The organism is Jeotgalibacillus proteolyticus (assembly GCF_050107735.1).
GTDB classification, from domain to species: domain Bacteria; phylum Bacillota; class Bacilli; order Bacillales; family Jeotgalibacillaceae; genus Jeotgalibacillus; species Jeotgalibacillus proteolyticus_A.
This window is the reverse complement of sequence record NZ_JBNILO010000003.1, coordinates 88,705-107,238: the sequence shown is the minus strand read 5'-3', so window position 1 is coordinate 107,238 and position 18,534 is coordinate 88,705. Positions and strand designations below refer to the sequence as shown.

The 18,534-nt window shown below is 40.5% G+C and carries 23 protein-coding genes; 17 read left to right on the top strand and 6 right to left on the bottom strand.

Annotated elements, in window-relative coordinates:
• Position 1 precedes the first annotated feature (1 nt).
• The 3 genes from udk to ACQCT8_RS05860 all read left to right on the top strand — a co-directional run bounded on the left by udk (position 2) and on the right by ACQCT8_RS05860 (position 2,304).
• Positions 2 to 637 (top strand): uridine kinase, encoded by a 636-nt coding sequence (gene udk, locus ACQCT8_RS05870; RefSeq protein WP_426869341.1) that lies wholly within the window; start codon positions 2 to 4, stop codon positions 635 to 637.
• Between the two features lie 133 nt (positions 638 to 770).
• Positions 771 to 1,247 carry a transcription elongation factor GreA gene (gene greA / locus ACQCT8_RS05865; protein WP_278239578.1) on the top strand — a complete coding sequence of 159 codons (477 nt, stop codon included), beginning with the start codon at positions 771 to 773 and terminating at the stop codon, positions 1,245 to 1,247.
• Positions 1,248 to 1,449: 202 nt separating this feature from the next.
• On the top strand, positions 1,450 to 2,304 hold the full coding sequence (locus ACQCT8_RS05860) for a DUF1510 family protein (protein WP_426869339.1): 855 nt from the start codon (positions 1,450 to 1,452) through the stop codon (positions 2,302 to 2,304).
• A gap of 131 nt (positions 2,305 to 2,435) precedes the next feature.
• Here ACQCT8_RS05860 and ACQCT8_RS05855 read toward each other — a convergent pair whose 3' ends face one another.
• A complete protein-coding gene (locus ACQCT8_RS05855; RefSeq protein ID WP_426869337.1) occupies positions 2,436 to 2,639 on the bottom strand; it encodes a DUF2536 family protein in 204 nt (67 codons plus the stop codon).
• A 131-nt stretch (positions 2,640 to 2,770) separates the two neighbouring features.
• Between ACQCT8_RS05855 and mtnN the strand changes: the two genes are divergently transcribed.
• Entirely contained in the window at positions 2,771 to 3,484 is a 714-nt protein-coding gene (gene mtnN / locus ACQCT8_RS05850) for a 5'-methylthioadenosine/S-adenosylhomocysteine nucleosidase (RefSeq protein ID WP_426869336.1), read from the top strand.
• A gap of 4 nt (positions 3,485 to 3,488) precedes the next feature.
• Here the strand turns inward: mtnN and sigK are convergent, their stop codons facing one another.
• The 3 genes from sigK to sda form a co-directional block, all read right to left on the bottom strand.
• On the bottom strand, positions 3,489 to 4,202 hold the full coding sequence (sigK, locus tag ACQCT8_RS05845) for an RNA polymerase sporulation sigma factor SigK (RefSeq protein WP_426869334.1): 714 nt from the start codon (positions 4,200 to 4,202) through the stop codon (positions 3,489 to 3,491).
• A gap of 272 nt (positions 4,203 to 4,474) precedes the next feature.
• A complete protein-coding gene (gene pssA, locus ACQCT8_RS05840; protein ID WP_426869332.1) occupies positions 4,475 to 5,014 on the bottom strand; it encodes a CDP-diacylglycerol--serine O-phosphatidyltransferase in 540 nt (179 codons plus the stop codon).
• Positions 5,015 to 5,859: 845 nt separating this feature from the next.
• The gene (gene sda / locus ACQCT8_RS05835; RefSeq protein WP_278239572.1) at positions 5,860 to 5,988 is read right to left on the bottom strand and encodes a sporulation histidine kinase inhibitor Sda; all 129 of its coding nucleotides are present in this window, start codon (positions 5,986 to 5,988) and stop codon (positions 5,860 to 5,862) included.
• Positions 5,989 to 6,279: 291 nt separating this feature from the next.
• Between sda and ACQCT8_RS05830 the strand changes: the two genes are divergently transcribed.
• The 11 genes from ACQCT8_RS05830 to ACQCT8_RS05780 all read left to right on the top strand — a co-directional run bounded on the left by ACQCT8_RS05830 (position 6,280) and on the right by ACQCT8_RS05780 (position 15,074).
• Positions 6,280 to 6,801: a YqeG family HAD IIIA-type phosphatase gene (locus tag ACQCT8_RS05830; RefSeq protein WP_278239571.1), complete on the top strand. Its 522-nt coding sequence runs from the start codon at positions 6,280 to 6,282 to the stop codon at positions 6,799 to 6,801.
• Positions 6,798 to 7,904, top strand: coding sequence for a ribosome biogenesis GTPase YqeH (gene yqeH / locus ACQCT8_RS05825; protein ID WP_426869329.1), 1,107 nt, complete (start codon positions 6,798 to 6,800; stop codon positions 7,902 to 7,904). Before ACQCT8_RS05830 ends, yqeH begins: the two co-directional genes overlap by 4 nt.
• Positions 7,905 to 7,920: 16 nt before the next feature.
• On the top strand, positions 7,921 to 8,766 hold the full coding sequence (gene aroE / locus ACQCT8_RS05820) for a shikimate dehydrogenase (protein ID WP_426869327.1): 846 nt from the start codon (positions 7,921 to 7,923) through the stop codon (positions 8,764 to 8,766).
• Positions 8,760 to 9,059, top strand: a complete 300-nt coding sequence (yhbY, locus tag ACQCT8_RS05815; protein ID WP_426869326.1) for a ribosome assembly RNA-binding protein YhbY — start codon at positions 8,760 to 8,762, stop codon at positions 9,057 to 9,059. The genes aroE and yhbY overlap by 7 nt, the downstream gene beginning before the upstream one ends.
• Positions 9,059 to 9,634, top strand: coding sequence for a nicotinate-nucleotide adenylyltransferase (locus tag ACQCT8_RS05810; protein ID WP_426869324.1), 576 nt, complete (start codon positions 9,059 to 9,061; stop codon positions 9,632 to 9,634). Before yhbY ends, ACQCT8_RS05810 begins: the two co-directional genes overlap by 1 nt.
• Entirely contained in the window at positions 9,624 to 10,208 is a 585-nt protein-coding gene (yqeK, locus tag ACQCT8_RS05805) for a bis(5'-nucleosyl)-tetraphosphatase (symmetrical) YqeK (RefSeq protein WP_426869322.1), read from the top strand. Before ACQCT8_RS05810 ends, yqeK begins: the two co-directional genes overlap by 11 nt.
• Positions 10,195 to 10,551, top strand: a complete 357-nt coding sequence (gene rsfS, locus ACQCT8_RS05800) for a ribosome silencing factor (RefSeq protein ID WP_278239565.1) — start codon at positions 10,195 to 10,197, stop codon at positions 10,549 to 10,551. Before yqeK ends, rsfS begins: the two co-directional genes overlap by 14 nt.
• Positions 10,548 to 11,303, top strand: coding sequence for a class I SAM-dependent DNA methyltransferase (locus tag ACQCT8_RS05795; RefSeq protein ID WP_426869319.1), 756 nt, complete (start codon positions 10,548 to 10,550; stop codon positions 11,301 to 11,303). Before rsfS ends, ACQCT8_RS05795 begins: the two co-directional genes overlap by 4 nt.
• 335 nt (positions 11,304 to 11,638) lie before the next feature.
• The gene (locus ACQCT8_RS05790) at positions 11,639 to 12,280 is read left to right on the top strand and encodes a helix-hairpin-helix domain-containing protein (protein ID WP_426869317.1); all 642 of its coding nucleotides are present in this window, start codon (positions 11,639 to 11,641) and stop codon (positions 12,278 to 12,280) included.
• Between the two features lie 41 nt (positions 12,281 to 12,321).
• Complete coding sequence (locus tag ACQCT8_RS05785) at positions 12,322 to 12,798, top strand: ComE operon protein 2 (protein ID WP_426869316.1); 477 nt, start codon at positions 12,322 to 12,324, stop codon at positions 12,796 to 12,798.
• Positions 12,798 to 15,074 carry a DNA internalization-related competence protein ComEC/Rec2 gene (locus tag ACQCT8_RS05780; protein ID WP_426869314.1) on the top strand — a complete coding sequence of 759 codons (2,277 nt, stop codon included), beginning with the start codon at positions 12,798 to 12,800 and terminating at the stop codon, positions 15,072 to 15,074. The genes ACQCT8_RS05785 and ACQCT8_RS05780 overlap by 1 nt, the downstream gene beginning before the upstream one ends.
• A gap of 91 nt (positions 15,075 to 15,165) precedes the next feature.
• Here ACQCT8_RS05780 and ACQCT8_RS05775 read toward each other — a convergent pair whose 3' ends face one another.
• Complete coding sequence (locus tag ACQCT8_RS05775; protein ID WP_041059486.1) at positions 15,166 to 15,300, bottom strand: YqzM family protein; 135 nt, start codon at positions 15,298 to 15,300, stop codon at positions 15,166 to 15,168.
• A 297-nt stretch (positions 15,301 to 15,597) separates the two neighbouring features.
• On the opposite strand from ACQCT8_RS05775, the gene holA reads away from it, so the two are divergent.
• Positions 15,598 to 16,620, top strand: a complete 1,023-nt coding sequence (holA, locus tag ACQCT8_RS05770) for a DNA polymerase III subunit delta (protein WP_426869312.1) — start codon at positions 15,598 to 15,600, stop codon at positions 16,618 to 16,620.
• 54 nt (positions 16,621 to 16,674) lie between these two features.
• On the opposite strand, the gene rpsT is transcribed toward holA, so the two are convergent.
• On the bottom strand, positions 16,675 to 16,929 hold the full coding sequence (gene rpsT / locus ACQCT8_RS05765) for a 30S ribosomal protein S20 (protein ID WP_426869310.1): 255 nt from the start codon (positions 16,927 to 16,929) through the stop codon (positions 16,675 to 16,677).
• A 284-nt stretch (positions 16,930 to 17,213) separates the two neighbouring features.
• Between rpsT and gpr the strand changes: the two genes are divergently transcribed.
• Positions 17,214 to 18,293: a GPR endopeptidase gene (gene gpr, locus ACQCT8_RS05760; protein ID WP_426869308.1), complete on the top strand. Its 1,080-nt coding sequence runs from the start codon at positions 17,214 to 17,216 to the stop codon at positions 18,291 to 18,293.
• Positions 18,294 to 18,534 lie beyond the last annotated feature (241 nt).

The following is an 18,534-nucleotide window of genomic DNA, read 5'->3' as shown; positions in this document are numbered from 1 at the left end:
AATGAGAAATAAACCAGTTGTAATCGGTGTGGCCGGAGGATCTGGATCAGGTAAAACATCAGTGACAAAGTCAATATATGATTTCTTTCAAGGACATTCTATTGCAATGATTGAGCAGGATTATTATTATAAGGATCAAAGTGATATACCTTATGAAGAACGTCTGGAAACAAATTATGATCATCCTCTGGCATTTGATAACGACCTTTTAATTGAACATATAAAAGCACTTCAGGAAAGAGAAGCGATTCAAAAGCCTGTCTACGACTACACGGTCCACACAAGAGCCCACCGTACTATCCCGGTAGAGCCTAAAGATGTTATCATTCTTGAAGGCATCCTAGTGCTTGAGGACGAAAGGCTCCGCAATTTGATGGATATTAAACTTTACGTGGATACAGACTCAGATCTCCGTATCATTAGGAGGCTGCTGCGGGATATTAATGAAAGAGGCCGTACAATCGATTCTGTAGTTGACCAGTATATCAATGTTGTCAGACCTATGCACAATCAATTTATTGAACCAACGAAACGATACGCTGATATTATCATACCTGAAGGCGGCCAAAATCATGTGGCCATCGATCTTATGGTAACGAAAATTCAAACGATTCTTGAACAAAAGTCAATTGTGTAATATGATAGCAAAGAATGTAAAGGGGATTCCACAATCATCCTCTTTTTTCACTTACTTCATAAAAGAGGTAATGAACACATAGCATGACAAAGAAGAAAAATTGGTTTTTATGCATTCAAAGGAGTGAAGGGTTTTGTCAAAAGAAAAAGTATTTCCTATGACCCAAGCAGGAAAAGAAAAGCTTGAACAGGAATTAGAGCAATTAAAGTCCGTAAAACGTAAAGAAGTAGTAGAACGAATAAAAATCGCACGCAGCTTCGGTGATTTATCAGAGAACTCAGAATATGATTCAGCAAAAGAAGAGCAGGCATTTGTTGAAGGACGTATATCTACACTTGAGGCCATGATCCGCAATGCTAAAATTATTGAAGAAGACGGATCAATGGATGGAGTGGTCACGCTTGGCAAAACGGTTACCTTCGTTGAGATGCCAAACGGCGATGAGGAAGCGTATACCATTGTTGGAAGTGCGGAAGCGGACCCATTTGAAGGACGTATTTCAAACGACTCTCCGATTGCCAAAAGCCTCCTAGGCAAGGTGGTAGGCGATGAAGTGAAGGTTCAGACTCCAGGCGGAGATATGGACGTAAAAATTGTTTCAATTAAATAATGCCCTTTCTTATACTCCGGATGAAGTAAATTAATTCATCTGGAGTTTTTTTTGAAACGTTTAGCTTCACTCGTGCGTCTAACTGGGTATACAGGTCTACTTTCCTGAATAGGGATCTATTTCACTTGCTTTTGGCATGTATAAGCATGATATGCTTGTCTAGATTCTTTTTTGGATAAACCATATACAGGAGTGATTAACAATGGCTAAGGGCAAAAATTCAAGATTACAATTTCAGGAGAAGAAGCGAAAAAGCAATCTGATCCTTAATTCTTCAATCGCAATCGTCGTGGGGTTGATTATTATAGTAGGTTCTTTTATATTCTTTAGCAACGAGGATTCAAATCTTGCATCAGAGGAAGAAGAGCAATCCATTGCAGAGCAGCATTTGGAATCTGATCAATCGGATGAAGAACAAAACGATTCTCAAGGTGAAAACAGTGGTGATGAAAATAAAGAAAACGGCTCATCTCAAAATGAGGATCGTGAACAAGCGGATGAAGAAAGTGAAACAGCCTCAATAGAAGAAGCAGAAGAAAAAGCAGCGGAAGAAGAAAAGGCTGAGCAAGAAGCAGCAGAAGAAAAAGCTGAACAAGAAGCAGCTGAGCAAGAAGAAGCTAAGAAAGAAAAAAGAGAAGAAGAGAAGGAAGAAAAACGCAGGGAAGAAGAACGAAAAGAAAAAGAGGAAGAAGAGGCTGAGTCAGACTCAGACTCAGATGCGACTTCAACTGAGTCCAGTGATGATCCAGAGGTGGCAGAAGTTATAACAAATAAAAATTGGGAACCTATAGGAACTTCTCAGACAGGTGACCATGTTTCATCTTATGAAGACGGAGTGGACTGGGATGAAAAGGTGGAAGCCATTTCGTATGCAACAGGAATTGGTGTCAATGATATGACAATCTGGCACATCGGCAACCATGAGGGACATCCTCAAAAATCGGTAGGTACTGTTTCTGCTTCCGGCTCAGAAACTAAATACCGGGTCTACCTGGAATGGATTGATGGACAAGGGTGGAAACCGGTGACAATGGAAAAACTCGTTCCAGGTGCATAGTAATTAGCAAGAGGATGAGCCTTAACAGGGCAAGGACTGATTAAACTCAAGAACCTAAATCTCTTAAAGAGCCTGAGATGTGTCTATCTCAGGCTCTGTTTTAGTTATAATGCTCCAAGCGTGAACAGCCGCTAATCAGCTTTAAAATGCACTACAGCGGTATACATGATTCTCCCTTTGCCATCTAGCGTTACGGCGTGAGAAACAGAATGCACATGAAGCATAATGGCTTGATTCTGTTCAATTTTACCTTCGATTTTTCTTTCAAGCTCCTTTAAAACATACGCTTCAAAAAATTCTACTTTATCTTGAATAAGTTCGATTTGAAATGACATATACACTTTCCTCCCTGGAGCGATTCAATCTCTTTATTTTACCACGTACAGGGAACAATGAGTTTGAAATAATGAGATTCCTGTGGTAAAGTCAAGTCAGTTTTGATTATGATGTGAGATGAGGGAAAAAGATGAAAATCGGGATCATTGGTGCAATGGAAGAAGAGGTAGCTTTACTTCGTTCGAAAATACAGGAGCCTGAAACGGCTGTCATTGCAAATAGCGAATTTACCAGCGGAAAAATCAAAAATATTGATGTGGTACTGGTAAAAAGCGGAATTGGAAAAGTGAATGCTTCCATGACAACGACCATATTACACGAACGGTATCAGCCTGACGTCATTATCAATACCGGTTCTGCCGGGGGGTTTGACCCTGCATTAAATGTTGGAGACATAGTCATCTCCACAGAAGTACGCCATCATGATGTAGACGTTACTGCGTTTGGATACGAGTATGGGCAGGTTCCTAATCTTCCTGCGGCATTTAAAGCAAATCCGACGCTTCAGGCACAAGCGGCAGAACATGCGGCATTGATAAACGGTATTCAAGTGGTCAGCGGATTAATTGCAACGGGGGATTCTTTCATGAATGATCCTGTGAAAGTTGAAGCACTTCGGAATAAATTTGTTGATTTACAGGCTCTTGAAATGGAGGCAGCTTCTATTGCACAGGTAGCCTGCCAATATGAAACACCCTTTGTTATCATCCGTTCGCTTTCTGATATTGCTGGGAAAGAATCAGATCTGTCCTTTGATCAATATTTGGAAAAAGCAGCCGTAAATTCTGCTAATCTTGTATTAGCAATGGTTGAAAACCTTTCGCTTGAAACGTTTAAAAGATAAATGGTCACGATTCGTCGGTCAGCCGCTCTTCCTGGGAAAATTCGTGGAAAAGCTTCATTAAGGCCCTTTTTTCAATTCTTGAAACGTAGCTTCTTGAAATGCCAAGTTCTTTGGCAATTTCTCGCTGCGTTTTTTCTTCGAGTCCGTTAAGGCCAAATCTTTGGGTAATGACATCTTTTTCCCTTGGTTCTAAAGATTGAATAAACGTCCTCACTTTCTCCTGATTCATTTTATTATGAATCAATTGATCCAGCTCATCGTCTTCCCCTCGAAGGACATCTATAAGGCTAATGGCATTTCCATCTTTATCTTCACCGATGGGATCATTTAAAGAGACATCTTTTTTTACTTTTTTCAACGACCTTAAAAACATAAGGATCTCGTTTTCGATACATCTGGCAGCATAAGTTGCTAATTTCGTCCCCTTTTCAAAGGAATAGCTTTCAATCGCTTTTATGAGCCCGATTGTCCCAATCGAAATAAGATCTTCATTGGATTCTCCGGTATTTTCAAATTTTTTCACGATATGGGCTACGAGCCGGAGGTTATGCTCAATCAGTACTTTTCTTGCTTCATCATCACCCTGCAGCGTTTTTTCAATCATTTCTTTTTCTTTTTCCTTAGAAAGAGGCTGCGGGAATGCATTTTGCTTAAAATAGCCCATGAGTGCGGTTCCGTCACCTATCGCCATTAGTAGCGCCAATAAGATACTGGACATAATCTAACCCCCTTTCATGTCTTAGTAAGACTATATGAAAGAAGGGGAAGAAACTTGCCAGTCCTACTGCAATCTGCTATGTGAAATAACTTGAAAAGGTTAGAAATTGAGAAGGTCTCTACGGTAATATGAGGTGAGCGGAGTGGAGTGGGAGGTGAAGGCAGCAGCAGGATGAGATCTCAATAGGGAATTGTCCAGAAAGGCTTAAGCTCCCGTTCTTGCAGCGGTGTGAGCCGGTCAAAAAGCCTGGGACACGGTCCCAGGCACTTTACCTACATTTTTTTAATTCGAAGAGGGCTTACCATCAAAAGGGATAAAATAAAAATGATTGTGATAAGTGAAGCGGGACTGAGTAAGGGAGCCGCAAGAAAGCTTAATGCGAGTAGACATCCGGCTGCTGTGATCGGAAGCCCTTCAAAATAAGGCGAGGGCTCCTTAGCATTAAATCGCGCCAGTCTATACGCGCCGCATCCAATATAAAAAACGGCTAGTACCATACCGCTGACTCCATAATCGTATAAAAAAGAATGGTAAAGTAAGAGTGCTGGTGCTGCACCAAATGATACAAGATCGCTCATTGAGTCAAGCTGACGCCCCATTTCGGATTCAATTCCTAAACGTCTGGCTGCCATGCCATCAAACCGATCCATAAAGGCTGCTATAAAAATCAAAAGAGCTGCTAAAGAAAATTGACCGGAAGTGCTGTATAAAGCAGCGAATCCCCCCAGGACAAGATTAGAGAGAGTCAATGCATTTGCGGTCTGCGCTTTTACTTTTTTAAAGGTGAAACCTATTACCTGCATTAAAGACACGCGGGTCCTCCTCATAACCGTAATAATAGTAGTATTGTTATTGTAACCTTTTTGTTAAGAATTGTTAAGACTATAATTATTATGAAAATGGAGTTAATGCAGGCTGTAAAGGCAGATTTGCGGGAAATTTGTCCAAATAGCGAACAGAAAGTAAAACACTCCCGTATTTTTATTCTCGTATTTTCATAAATTTCAGGCAATATGTTTATTTCTTGAAATACGATGGACAGATCCTGACAAGATACTACATTAGCAATTTTTCCAACCTCTTATCAAGAGCTTCATATCTTCCGATTTTTCAGGACAAATTTACTCTGTATAATCTTCTCTTCTGTTCCAGGCTCGCGCTTTCCACTCTATACTTGCTGCACATCTCAAGTATAAAAGAATGGATAAGGTCGTGCATTTTGTGTGTTTCAAAGTTGTGAAAGAATAGCTGGATGTAAAACTAAACTGAAAGTAAATAAGCTGTTTTAAAAAGAAATAACAGGGTAGCTTACTAGGCTTGGAGTATTGAGCGGGGAGATATACTTTCTGCGGTAAAGCCGTAACTTTGATTCACTTGTCCTGACTGATGAAATCTTTCAGTTAGAGCCTCTGTTTACCTGATCAGGTGATCGGTCAGTTAGAAGAGCGGCGGTATCCAGGTTTAATGCGTTTAAATTTAAAAAATGAGCTGGGCTGAAATAGTCGATGTCATTTGTAAAAGTGATGGGGAAATCAGGGCTTGAATAGTCTGGTTCTGCCAGAGTTGTTGTATAAATTATTCCCTTGGAATTTTAAAACTTCCGGCAGCAATGATCAAACAGGCGGAGGATCGCACGTTTCAATCAGCCCTGTGTGGGTTAAAGAGTTAATGTCATCGATCTTTTCTCAATTGCTTCTTGAATAAGTTTTATAAAGTCATCAGATAAATTAAGTCTTTTTGCTTCTGAAAGAGCTTCGATTAATAAATGCAATGGTAATTTATCCACAAGTATTACTCCTTTCAAATTAGCTGGTAATATTAGAGTAGCAGATCATTTTTGAAAGAACAAGCGTTCCTCTTATCCACAGCATATAGTGGATAAGCTGTGTAAAACATGTAGATATCTATGCTGTCTTCAATGGCTTCATGGAAATTTTAAGGGACAAGTTATCCACAATTTTAAAAACCGTCAGAATTTGTCGAACGATTCTTATCATTTCAACTAATTAAGTGGGTTTTGATATCCTTATAAAGATACTGTATTATTAGTACTTAAAGCTAAAAGAGGTGAATCGAAATGATTAAATTATTTTTGCCAAATGAATTTGTCGCAAGTGTGTTTGAAATTACTCCTCAAAAACTGAAAGAACAAGGGATTAAAGCAATCATTACAGATCTTGACAATACACTTGTCGAATGGGACAGAAAAAATGCGACCCCAAAGCTTTTAGAATGGCTGGAGTCCATGCAGAAGAATGATATTCTCGTAACGATTGTTTCGAACAATAACCAGCTGAGGGTCTCTGCATTTTCGGATCCCATCGGCGTTCCCTTTATTTATCATGCCAGAAAGCCAAGAGGCAAAGCTTTCAGACAGGCAATTAAAGATATGAATGTTAAGAAAGAAGAAACGGTTGTAATCGGGGATCAGCTTCTCACAGATGTGCTTGGCGGCAACAGAAATAAACTGTATACAATTTTAGTTGTACCTGTGGCCAAGACAGATGGTTTCTTTACCAGAATTAATAGAAGAGTTGAAAGAAGAATTCTGAAATTTTTTAAACGCAAGAATATGATTCAATGGGAGGACCCTAAGTGAGTGAACTAACTATAGGCTGTATCGGCTGCGGCGTGGAGATACAAACAGAAAATAAAGAGGGCATAGGCTATGCTCCCCCTTCAAGTCTCGAAAAAGAACATGTGATTTGCCAGCGCTGTTTCCGTTTAAAGCATTACAATGAAGTTCAGGATGTTGCTTTAACAGACGATGATTTCCTGAAAATTTTAAACGGTCTCGGCCAGGTAGATGCACTTATCGTTAAAGTGGTGGATATTGTAGATTTTAACGGAAGCTTTTTACACGGACTCCATCGTTTTGTAGGCAAAAATCCGGTATTGCTAATCGGAAATAAATCAGATATTCTACCGAAGTCGGTAAAACCGAATAAATTAATCAACTGGATGAAATATGAAGCGAAGCAGCATGGATTAAAGCCGGTGGATGTTTTGTTATGCAGTGCTGAAAAAGGCCACCACATAAAAGAAGCACTTGCGGCGATTGAACAGTACAGAAAAGGAAAAGATGTCTATATTGTCGGCTGCACCAATGTGGGCAAGTCTACATTTATAAACCGAATTATAAAAGAAGTCACAGGAGAAGAAGATGTTATTACGACTTCTCAATTTCCGGGTACAACTCTTGATATGATCGAAATTCCCTTAGATGACGGCCAGGCGATTATAGACACTCCGGGAATTATCAATAGAGATCAGATGGCTCATGTTATTAACAAAAAAGATCTTAAGCATGTTATGCCCCGAAAAGAAATGAAGCCAAAAATCTTTCAATTAAACGAGGAGCAGACTCTTTTTATAGGAGGACTTGCGAGGTTTGATTATCTTAGTGGTGGCAGAAAATCGTTTACCTGCTATGTATCAAACGAATTGGAGATTCATCGTACAAAACTGGAAAAAGCAGATGATCTCTATTCCAGGCATAAAGGAGAAATGCTCTCACCGCCGCGTCTCGAAGATATTGAAAGCTTTCCGGAACTTATGAGGCACGAATTCATGATTAAAGAAGAAAAAATGGACATTGTTTTTTCCGGATTAGGCTGGATTACAATTAATGAAAAAGGGGCAAAAGTCGCTGCATACGCACCTAAAGGAGTCAGCGTACTAATTCGAAAGTCACTTATTTAACGTCAGGGGGAATAGAATGACTTCGCTGTATGGAGTGATCGGAAACCCGATCACACATTCCAGATCACCACAAATGCATAATCGCTGGTTTGCTGAGGAGGGCATCGATGGTCAATATTTCCCTTTTGATATCGAGCCGGGGCGTTTAGAAGAAGCAGTCAGAGGCATGAAAGCGCTGAATATTGCGGGCTGGAATGTCACGATTCCTTTTAAAGAAGCAATTATGCCCCTGCTTGACCAAGTTGATGATGATGCAATAAAGATTGGTGCCGTCAATACCGTTAAAAATTGCAAGGGCAGGCTGGTCGGCAGTAATACAGATGGCGCAGGTTTTGCAGCGTCCCTTTTAGAAAAAAGAACAACAGAGGACATCAAACAGTCCTCTATCCTGATTATTGGTGCGGGTGGAGCGGCAAAGGGAATATATTATGCTCTCACCAAGCTGACTCCGGCAAGTATTACAGTCGCTAATCGCACAGAGGAAAGAGCCGTATCTTTGATTCAATCCATTATTACCCCGGTTAAGGCTCAGGCTGTCACGATTCAGGAGTGTGAGAAATTACTTTCATCTTATGATATTGTGATTAATACATCTTCAGTCGGTATGTTTCCCCATACAGAACGGCTGCCTATTCATGTCTCAGGTTTGAAGAATAACGCACTTGCGGCTGATATCATTTATAATCCGCTTGAAACAGCTTTTTTAAAGGAAGCAAAAAAATGTAAGGCTGATACATTAAACGGTGTGGGGATGTTTGTTCATCAGGGGGCTATGTCGTTCAATCAATGGACAGGCACCAGACCGGACACAGTAAAAGCGATCAGCAGGATAACAGAAGAATTAGGAGGACCATCATGTTAACAGGAAAACAGAAAAGATTTTTACGAGCAGAGGCGCACCATCTTTCCCCTATCTTTCAAGTGGGAAAAGGCGGCGTTAACGAAAATATGATTAAGCAGATAGGCGAAGCATTAGAAGCTAGAGAGCTGATTAAGGTGAGCATTCTGCAAAATTGTGAGCAGGATAAAGACGAAGTGGCAGCAGTAATTCATAAGGGAACAAAGGGTGAAATAGTTCAGCAGATCGGTAATATTATTGTTGTCTACAAGGAATCTAGAGAGAACAAAAAATTGGAACTGCCAAAGGTCAAATAATGAAGCCGAAAAAAGTGGGACTACTCGGAGGAACGTTTAACCCGCTGCATATCGGTCATATGATTATGGCGAATGAAGCCTATCATGAACTGGAGCTCGATGAGGTCAGATTCATGCCGAGTGCAAAGCCTCCTCATAAACAAAGTGATCTGCAGGTGAAGGATACTCACAGGATCCGTATGATTGAGCTTGCTATTGAAAATATGGAGCATTTTAAATTGGAATTAATTGAATTCGAACGTTCAGGTTTATCTTATACGTATGATACAATAATACAGTTAAAGAATTTAGAACCTGAAACTGAATTTACATTTTTGATTGGCGGGGACATGATCGACTATCTCCCCAAGTGGTACAGAATTGAAGATCTGCTTGATCAAATCCGTTTTGCCGGTTTCATGCGCCCCGGTTATGCTGGAACTACAGACTATCCGGTGCTTATGCTTCGATCTCCAATGATAGAACTTTCTTCTACACTGATCAGAAACAGGCTGAATCTTAATAAAGATGCTACTTTCTTACTTCCGCAAAAGGTTTATGACTATATAAACATGGAGGGATTATATGAATTGTAAAGAAGCGCTGGCTTATGTCAAAGAAATTCTGCCGGAAAGAAGATACGAACATACCCTGGGAGTCGTGGAAACAGCCAAATCTTTGGCTGGAAAGCATGGAGCAGATGTTAGTAAAGCAGAAATGGCAGCCATTTTGCATGATATTGCAAAACATCACAGCAGAGACGATATGAAAAAGATTATTGAGCAGGAAAATTTCGATTCAAGACTGCTGCTTTTTCATCATGAATTATGGCATGCGCCGGTTGGAGCTTATTTAGCCAAAGTAACGCTGAATATTGAATCGCAGGATGTATTAAATGCAATCCGCTACCATACGACCGGAAGAGCAAATATGAGTCTGCTTGAAAAAATTGTTTATCTTGCTGATTATATTGAGCCTGGAAGAAAATTTTCAGGCGTAGAAGAAGTGAGGGCACTCGCTCATGAAGATCTGGAAAAAGCACTCAGAAAAGCAGTTAAACAATCGATCTTATTTTTACTACAAAAAAAACAGCGCATCTTTCCTGATACTTTAGAGTGTTATAACGACGTGATGTTACAAAAGGAGAAAGATAAATATGAACCAAACTGAACTATTAAAACTTGCTTATATAGCTGCAGATGACAAGCGGGCAGAGGATATTGTTGCATTAAACATGAAAGGCATTTCCCTTATTGCGGACTATTTTGTGATCTGCCACGGTAATTCGGACAAGCAGGTTCAGGCAATTGCCAAAGAAGTTAAAGATCGTGCAGAGGAAGAAGGCTATGCGATCAAACGGATGGAAGGCTATGACGAGGCAAGATGGGTGCTAGTGGATCTTGGTGATGTAGTCGTTCATGTTTTTCACAGAGAAGAACGGGACTACTACAAACTTGAAAAGCTTTGGGGAGACGCTCCGCTTGAAGACCTGACGAGCAGCATAAACGGATGAGCTACGGCCGTTTTGCCCAAATCTACGATCAGTTAATGAGTGATATGCCATATGATCAGTGGACGCGGTTCCTTTTGGAAAAGAAAGATCAGTTCCATATTCAAGGAAACAGATTGCTCGATGTGGGATGTGGAACTGGAGAATGGACGCTTCAAATTGCCCAGCATGGTTTTGAGGTTACAGGGATTGATCTTTCCGATTCCATGCTTGCAGTAGCCTCGCATAAAGCACAGCAATCCGGTGTTGAGATATCGCTTTATCAGCAGGATATGGCTGAAGCTGGAGGGTTTGACCCTTTTGATATTATTACCATTTTCTGCGATTCACTGAACTACCTTGAGACTGAGGAACAATTAAAAAAAACCATTCAAAATATGGCCAGCCTATTAAATGATGGCGGTCTGCTGTTATTTGATGTTCATTCTCCCTATAAAATTCAGGAACTATTTATTGATCAAACATTTACGTACGATGACGGTGCAGTCGCTTATATTTGGAATTCTTTTGAAGGGGACCATCCCCTCAGTGTAGAACATGAATTATCTTTTTTTGTACTTGAAGATTCCAGCCAGGACAAGTATTTGCGCTTTGATGAATTTCATAAACAAAGAACTTATCCGGTTGACTATTATAAATCTTTGCTTGAAAATGCCGGCTTTAAGATTGAAGCTGTAAATGCGGATTTTTCAACTTCACTAAGCCCCTCTGCTGCCAGTGAAAGGATATTTTTTACATGCAGAAAGCAGGGTTAATTATCCCTTTCAATTCTTAAAAGGGATATTTTCAGCCAGCTTACACCACTATTTTCATGTTAAGAGCCTGAGACAGAGATGCCTCAGGTTCTTTCGTCTGTTCAATGACCTTCAATCGGACTTTTCGCAGAGACGGCCCTGAGATGTATACAGGAGCTGGAGTCTTTGCATCCATTTCAATCCCTTCATAAGATCGATATCACCTTATGTTCTAAACTTTTTTCAAATTTGTCCCTGACTATTTTTATTTTAAGCTGTTTTTTACAATTAATTATGAAATAATGGTTTTGCCCCTTTCTTTTTCTCCCTGCTGAATTTCAGGGAGGTATTGTACAATGGTCTGGCTTAAAAATAATATCCGCACACTTCTTATTCTTATTCCTGTTTCACTTATTATCCTCATCCTAGTTAATCCTCTGGATTTTTCCTCAAACAATTCCGTTCCCTCTCCATTATCTGCAAATGCCGATGCTCAGCCGACTATAGTAAAAGAGGAGGCTGTACCTGCAGCAGAACCCTCTTTAACCATGACTATGATTGTGGATGTTAAAGGTGCTGTCCATTCACCCGGAGTATATGAAGTGAAAGAAGGGGACAGGGTGACAGACGCATTAAAGCTTGCCGGCGGGGAAACCGAGGAAGCGGACATGAAGTTTGTTAACCTGTCTCAAAAGCTCCAGGATGAAATGGTTATATACGTACCAGAAGCTGGAGAAGAGGTCACTTCTGGTCCGGCTGTCTCTCCTGAAGCAATCACTGGAACGGGAGCAGGGGGGCAGTCTCAAAAAATTAATATTAACACAGCAGATGCTGCAGAACTGCAAACCATTAACGGAATCGGCCCCGCAAAAGCTGAAGCCATTCTCGCGTACCGGGAAACAGAAGGAAACTTTCAATCAATAGAGGACATTAAAAACATTTCCGGCATCGGGGACAAAACATTTGATAAACTAAAAGAATCAATTGATGTAAAATAAGTATAAAAAATGTCATGGGAGATTAGAAAGGAGCATTCTATATGGACAGAATATCGTGGGACCAATATTTTATGGCTCAAAGCCATTTGCTTGCACTGAGAAGCACGTGCACCAGGCTGGCTGTAGGTGCAACCATTGTCAGGCAAAAACGAATTATCGCGGGAGGGTATAACGGTTCAATTGCTGGAGGAACTCATTGCGCTGATGAGGGCTGCTATGTTATCGATGAGCACTGTGTAAGGACTATACACGCCGAAATGAATGCCCTGCTTCAATGTGCTAAATTTGGAGTTCCTACAGAAGAAGCTGAAATATACGTCACCCATTTTCCATGCCTGCAATGTTCTAAAGCCATTATCCAGGCCGGAATAAAGAAATTATATTACTCGGAAAATTACAAGAATCATCCATATGCTATTGATCTTTTTAATCAGGCAGATGTTGAAGTGAAGCAGGTTAAATTTGATGCTCAATCGCTTGAACCATTATTATCATATACAGTTCCCGGATCCCAGTAATGAAATGGACCATTCCCGGTGCGCTGATGGCTCTTTTGGGAGCTTCTCTTGCGCACTCTCCTCTTTTTGGAGCTATGCTCTTACCCTTTTACATCCTCGCCTGGAAAAAATATGCGCCGGGACGCCTTCAGCTTGCCGGACTTGTCATATGTGGTCTTCTCTTTTTTTTTATGACCGAAGTTGAAATAAAAGGTCTCAAGACGACTTTAAGCGGTGCAGAAACTGACCTGCCGCTCCGTATCACAGAACCAGTAATAAACAAAGGACAGACGGCGGGAGTACAGGCCGTCACCTTGAACGGTGAACGATTGCAAATAAGCTTTATCCTTCCTTCTGAAATCCCCTCATCTGAACTCCAGGCACTTTCTCCAAGCTGGTGCACATGGAAAGGAACGCTAAAACCCCCTTCCCCTGCACGTAATCCCCATTCATTTGATTATCAAGCCTACTTGAAACAGCAGAATATTCACTGGACGTTTCAAATTAAAGAATTGATTCCTGATGGACCATGCTATGAGGTCCTGCTGACACCAAAAGAAAAAATTGGATTTATGAGGCAAAGAGGCATCGAGCATTTGAAAAAGATTTTTCCGCAAGATTTGGCTCCTCTTGGAGAAGCGCTCATTTTTGGGTCAAGAGAAAATATGGATGATGATTTGCTGGAGTCTTACCAGAAAATAGGAGTTATACATCTTTTAGCGATATCAGGCATGCACGTCGGCATGATGACAGCCATTATTTGGTGGTTATTGCTGCGCGCAGGGCTCACACGGGAAAAAGCAAGAATTATTATTTTGATCGGTTTGCCGTTTTATGCACTGATTACAGGTGCTTCACCACCAGTAATCAGAGCTGTCAGTATGGTTCTAATTGTCCTGCTGCTTTCTTTCATCACTAGAAAAACTCCGCTGCTGCAAGCTCTATCCGTCACATTTATGATTCAGCTGGCCATTAATCCAATGAATCTGCTTCAGGTGGGATTTCAGTTAAGCTATGCCGTCAGTCTGACGATTCTTCTAAGTGCACCACGGATTCTTGCCGGTGCTTCCGGGGTGCTCTCCATCCTAAAAGTTTCAGTTGCAGCGCAAATTGGGGCAATGTCTATTTTACTTTATCATTTTCATGAATTATCGATTGCAGCATTCATTGTAAATGTATTTTACATCCCCGTGTTTACCATCATATTATTGCCGGGTCTCTTTTTTTTATATCTGGTTTCCTTTCCAGCACCTCAATTTGCGTCCCATGTTTTACAATGGGCAGCTGAGGGTGTTCTTATACTGGATTTTTTAACCCTGCATCTTGCTTCCTTGCCATTTGCTTCTATTGTTCTGGGGCAGCCTTCTCCGTTTTTAATATTTCTTTATATTTGTTTGTCTCTTTACTTCTTTTACAGAATGGAGATCGTTCAATCGTTAAAGCCTTTCATCTTTCTTATTCTGCTTTTAAGCATGGACTGGCTTTCAAGCCGGTTTAACCCAACAGGTACTGTTCTGTTTATTGACGTAGGTCAGGGGGACAGTATATTGATTGATCTTCCATGGGGGCAGGGTACGTATTTAATTGATACGGGGGGAGCGGTTCAATTTGAAAATGTAGATTTTTCTGTAGGAAAAGACATTGTTTGGCCGGTTTTAAAAGGAAAAGGAATTACCTCGGTAGACACAATTATTCTTACACATGGAGATTGGGATCATATTGGAGGCACATCAGATTTGGCAGATTATATATCGATTCATGAGGTATGGATTACCCCGAGCTCGTATGAAAAAGATACTGTTAAAGAATTACTGGAAGAACTTCAAAAACGGTCGATTGGAGTAGTAGAGAAAAAAGCCGCTCCGTCGTGGGAAAAAGGAGGAAATCAATTTGAAATTATCTACCCCTTCGATGCGGTCTATGAAGGCAATAACGATTCGCTTGTGCTATGGGCTTCCATTGGAGGTTTAACCTGGTTTTTCGCAGGTGATCTTGAAACTGAGGGTGAATTGGACATTATTGATCATTATTCTATGCATGCTGATGTGTTAAAGGTGGGTCATCACGGAAGCAAAAGCTCAACAGCTGACGAATTTCTAACGGAACTTTCCCCTGAGTATGCAATTATTTCTGCAGGTGTAAACAATCGCTATAATCATCCGCATCATGAGGTCACTGAACGACTGAAGGCCCGCCGGATAAAAGTGTTAGGCACCCATACTCACGGTGCGATAGAATATCGGTTCAGAGGAAAAAAGGGAACCTTTCAATGGGTACTTCCATACGATGAAGAATAAAGACCATTCAACATGATCCTGCTTCTTGATTGGGTTTTTATTAACAATAAAAAAAGAGCCTGCAACAAGCCGGCCCTTTTTTAAATAAAAATCAAGATCCTACAACTGAGATAATGGTTCCTACAGCGAATAGAACTGTAAAAAAGCCAAAAGATACAACGAACGCTACACCGGAGTCAATAAGATCGTTCCGTTTTGACTGGACATTATTTTCGAATTCGTTCATAAATACCCCTCCTATTTCTATTTTAGTATAGAGGATGCATAAAAAAAAATCCATACCCAGAAAAGTTTTTTCCTGTCCTGGTACCGTTTATCACAAATAGTTCATGTTTTTGAGGTGATAATAAGCTTAGGTGCTCCGCTTTAATCAGGATTTCCTAGGACCCTGAGTAAAGCGTTTAAATACCCGCTTACGCTGGTGGTCCAGCCTAAGCGGTTCCCTTTACATATGCTGCCTCTTGTCAAACAAGCGAAAGTTTCTTACGATAGTAGCAGGCTGTAATGAAATGGAGCGTGCAGGATGATTGTAAAAGAATGGACCGCCATGAAGCAAAAAAGATTCGCTCCGGTTTATTTAGTATATGGAGATGAGCCTTTTTTAATAAAAGAAACGAAACAGGTACTGCTGAAACACTCTATTCTTGAAGAGGAAATGGATTTTAATTTTTCGTCCTATGATCTAGAGGACGGGGATACGCTTGATCAGGCCATGGAAGACGCTGAAACGTTCCCGTTTATGGGGGAAAGAAGGCTTGTCTTTATACATAACCCTATGTTTTTGACTGCTGAAAAAAAGAAGGAAAAGGCTGAACACAATGTAGCACCGCTTCAGTCTTATCTTGATTCCCCTGCCCCTTATACTATTTTAGTTTTTATTGCCCCTTATGATAAATTGGACGAAAGAAAAAAAATCACCAAGCAGCTCAAAAAGGCTGCAACCGTCCTGGAGGCAAGAAAATTAAAGGAGCAGGATATTATTACGTGGGTCAAACAGCGGGCTGGTCAGGCAGGAGTGCAAATTGATGACCAGGCAGTAAGTAAGGTAATTGAACTGGCGGGAACCAATTTATTTCTTCTTTCAGGTGAAATTGACAAACTTGCCCTGTACGCATATGAATCAAGTCAAATTACGCTTGAAATGGTGGACAAACTGACGGCAAGATCTATTGAACAAAATGTATTTGAGTTAATTGATCGTGCAGTACATAATAAAATTGACGAGGCGCTCAGGCTTTATTGGGACTTATTAAAGCAAAAAGAAGAGCCATTAAAAATTCTTGCTCTGCTATCCGCACAATTCAGATTAATCTACCAGGTCAAATCACTGGGATCCAAAGGATATGGACAGCAGCAGATTGCGTCGCAGCTGAAAGTTCATCCCTTTAGAGTAAAGCTTGCCGCTAAGCATGCACAGGCTTTTTCTGATGAACAATTAACCGGAATTATGCTGTCACTTGCTCAATCCGATCTTGAAATGAAATCCTCCGGTTTAAACAAAGAAATGGTCATCGAACTTTTTTTAACCAAAATTCAAACGCAGTAAAATAACCAAAACAAAAAACCCTCAATAAAATTGAGGGTTTTTTGTTTGGAAGAATTATGCGTTAGCTTTTTTCATTAGGCTCGCTTTTTTGCGGTCCGCGTTGTTTTTGTGGATTAAGCCTTTTTGTGCAGCTTTGTCCAGTTGTTTAACAGCGCTGGAAAGAAGTTCAGTTTTGTTTTCAGCGTTTTCGTCAGCAGCAGTTTCAAAACGTTTAACTGCTGTACGCATAGCTGATTTTTGCTGAATATTCTTTGCTTTGCGTGCTTCACTTGTTTTCGTACGCTTGATAGCAGATTTAATATTTGGCATTCATGTCACCTCCCAAATTGGATCGAGGTTCTATATGACTCGATTTAACAATTCAACACCCGCATTTGCGAGTACTAGTTCACTCGCTATGCGAATTACTAGTTTAGAACAATGTGTTACCTTTACATAAGAACAAGGGATATTTTATCAAATAGCAAGAACAAATGCAATAGATGTAAAGAAAATTAGTCACAAGAACAGCGGAAAGAAGAATAAAAAATATTGAAAGTGCATGGAATGGTTTTACTCTGTGAATCCTATAAAAAAACGGAAGTAGGGATAATATGATTTCCATGCGTACTGATTTAGCGATAGAAGCCTTTGAAACCGCAGTTGAAGAACAACTGGTTCAGGAGCCTTCAATTAAAGAGGGGATACAAATAACAGAAGACAAAATTGACCAGTTCATCGTAAGCAAAGTCATTATCGACAAGCAGGCTGAAGAATTGCTGGGAAAAAAAGAAGGCCATTACTGGACTCTTGAAGTTCCACAGCTCAGAACACAGAATGAAACCCTTCAGCAGTCTGTGTCGGCCGCTTTTGAAAAAGTGATCCGTCAGTTTCTCCCATTGTCACAGATTTCTTCAGAAGCACATATTTTGATTGTGGGTCTTGGGAACTGGCAAGTGACCCCTGATTCACTTGGACCTCTTGTGTGTGAAAATGTTTTTATTACAAATCATTTATTTTTGCACGAACCTCACGCAGTTGAAAATGGCTATCGGAAGGTATCCGCTATTGCGCCTGGTGTAATGGGGTTAACCGGTATGGAAACCAGTGATATTATTCATGGGATTGTAGAAAAAATCAAACCGGAAGCTGTGATTGTTATCGATGCATTAGCTGCCCGGGCAGTTGAGAGAATTCATTCCACGATTCAAATTTCCTCCACAGGTATCCAGCCAGGAGCAGGTGTCGGTAATAAAAGAAAAGAAATCAGTAAACAAACCCTTGGAATACCTGTAATATCAATCGGGATTCCAACCGTAGTAGATGCCGTTACGATTACGCAGGATACACTGAACTACTATTTAAAAACGCTTGGACAAAAAAGAAGAATGAAGGGAAATGCCTCAAATTCATTGTCAGTTGGAGCTCTTCCCGGAACTAAAAAGCTGACAGAAGAAGATGAACCTTCTGAAGATGAAAAAAAATTCTATCTGGGAATGATGGGTGAATTGGAAGAAGAAGAAAAAAGACAGCTGCTTGAAGAAGTGCTGGCTCCACTTGGACATAATCTCATTGTTACACCAAAGGATACAGATTTGTTTATGGAACAGGCGGCAAATGTTATTGCAATGGCAATTAACAGTGCCCTTCATGAAAGTTTATCAAATGGTCAGGGATCAACCTTTACTCATTAGATGAAAATTGGCTGCTAACCAAAGAGGGCTTGGGACAAACGTGTCCCAAGCTCTTTTATGGATTCCTGCGCTTCAAACAGAAGCTTTGCGCAGGGAAGGCTCTGGGCCTTTCCAGAGCCTTGCACTGAAAAGTCTCAGGTTATCGTCAAATTCTGCATGAGTTGCCGACTTCCTCTCCGCTCTCCTCTTACTATTTATAAAATTTCTTTATTCTTTAGACTTTATTGATTTTTGTCCCGCC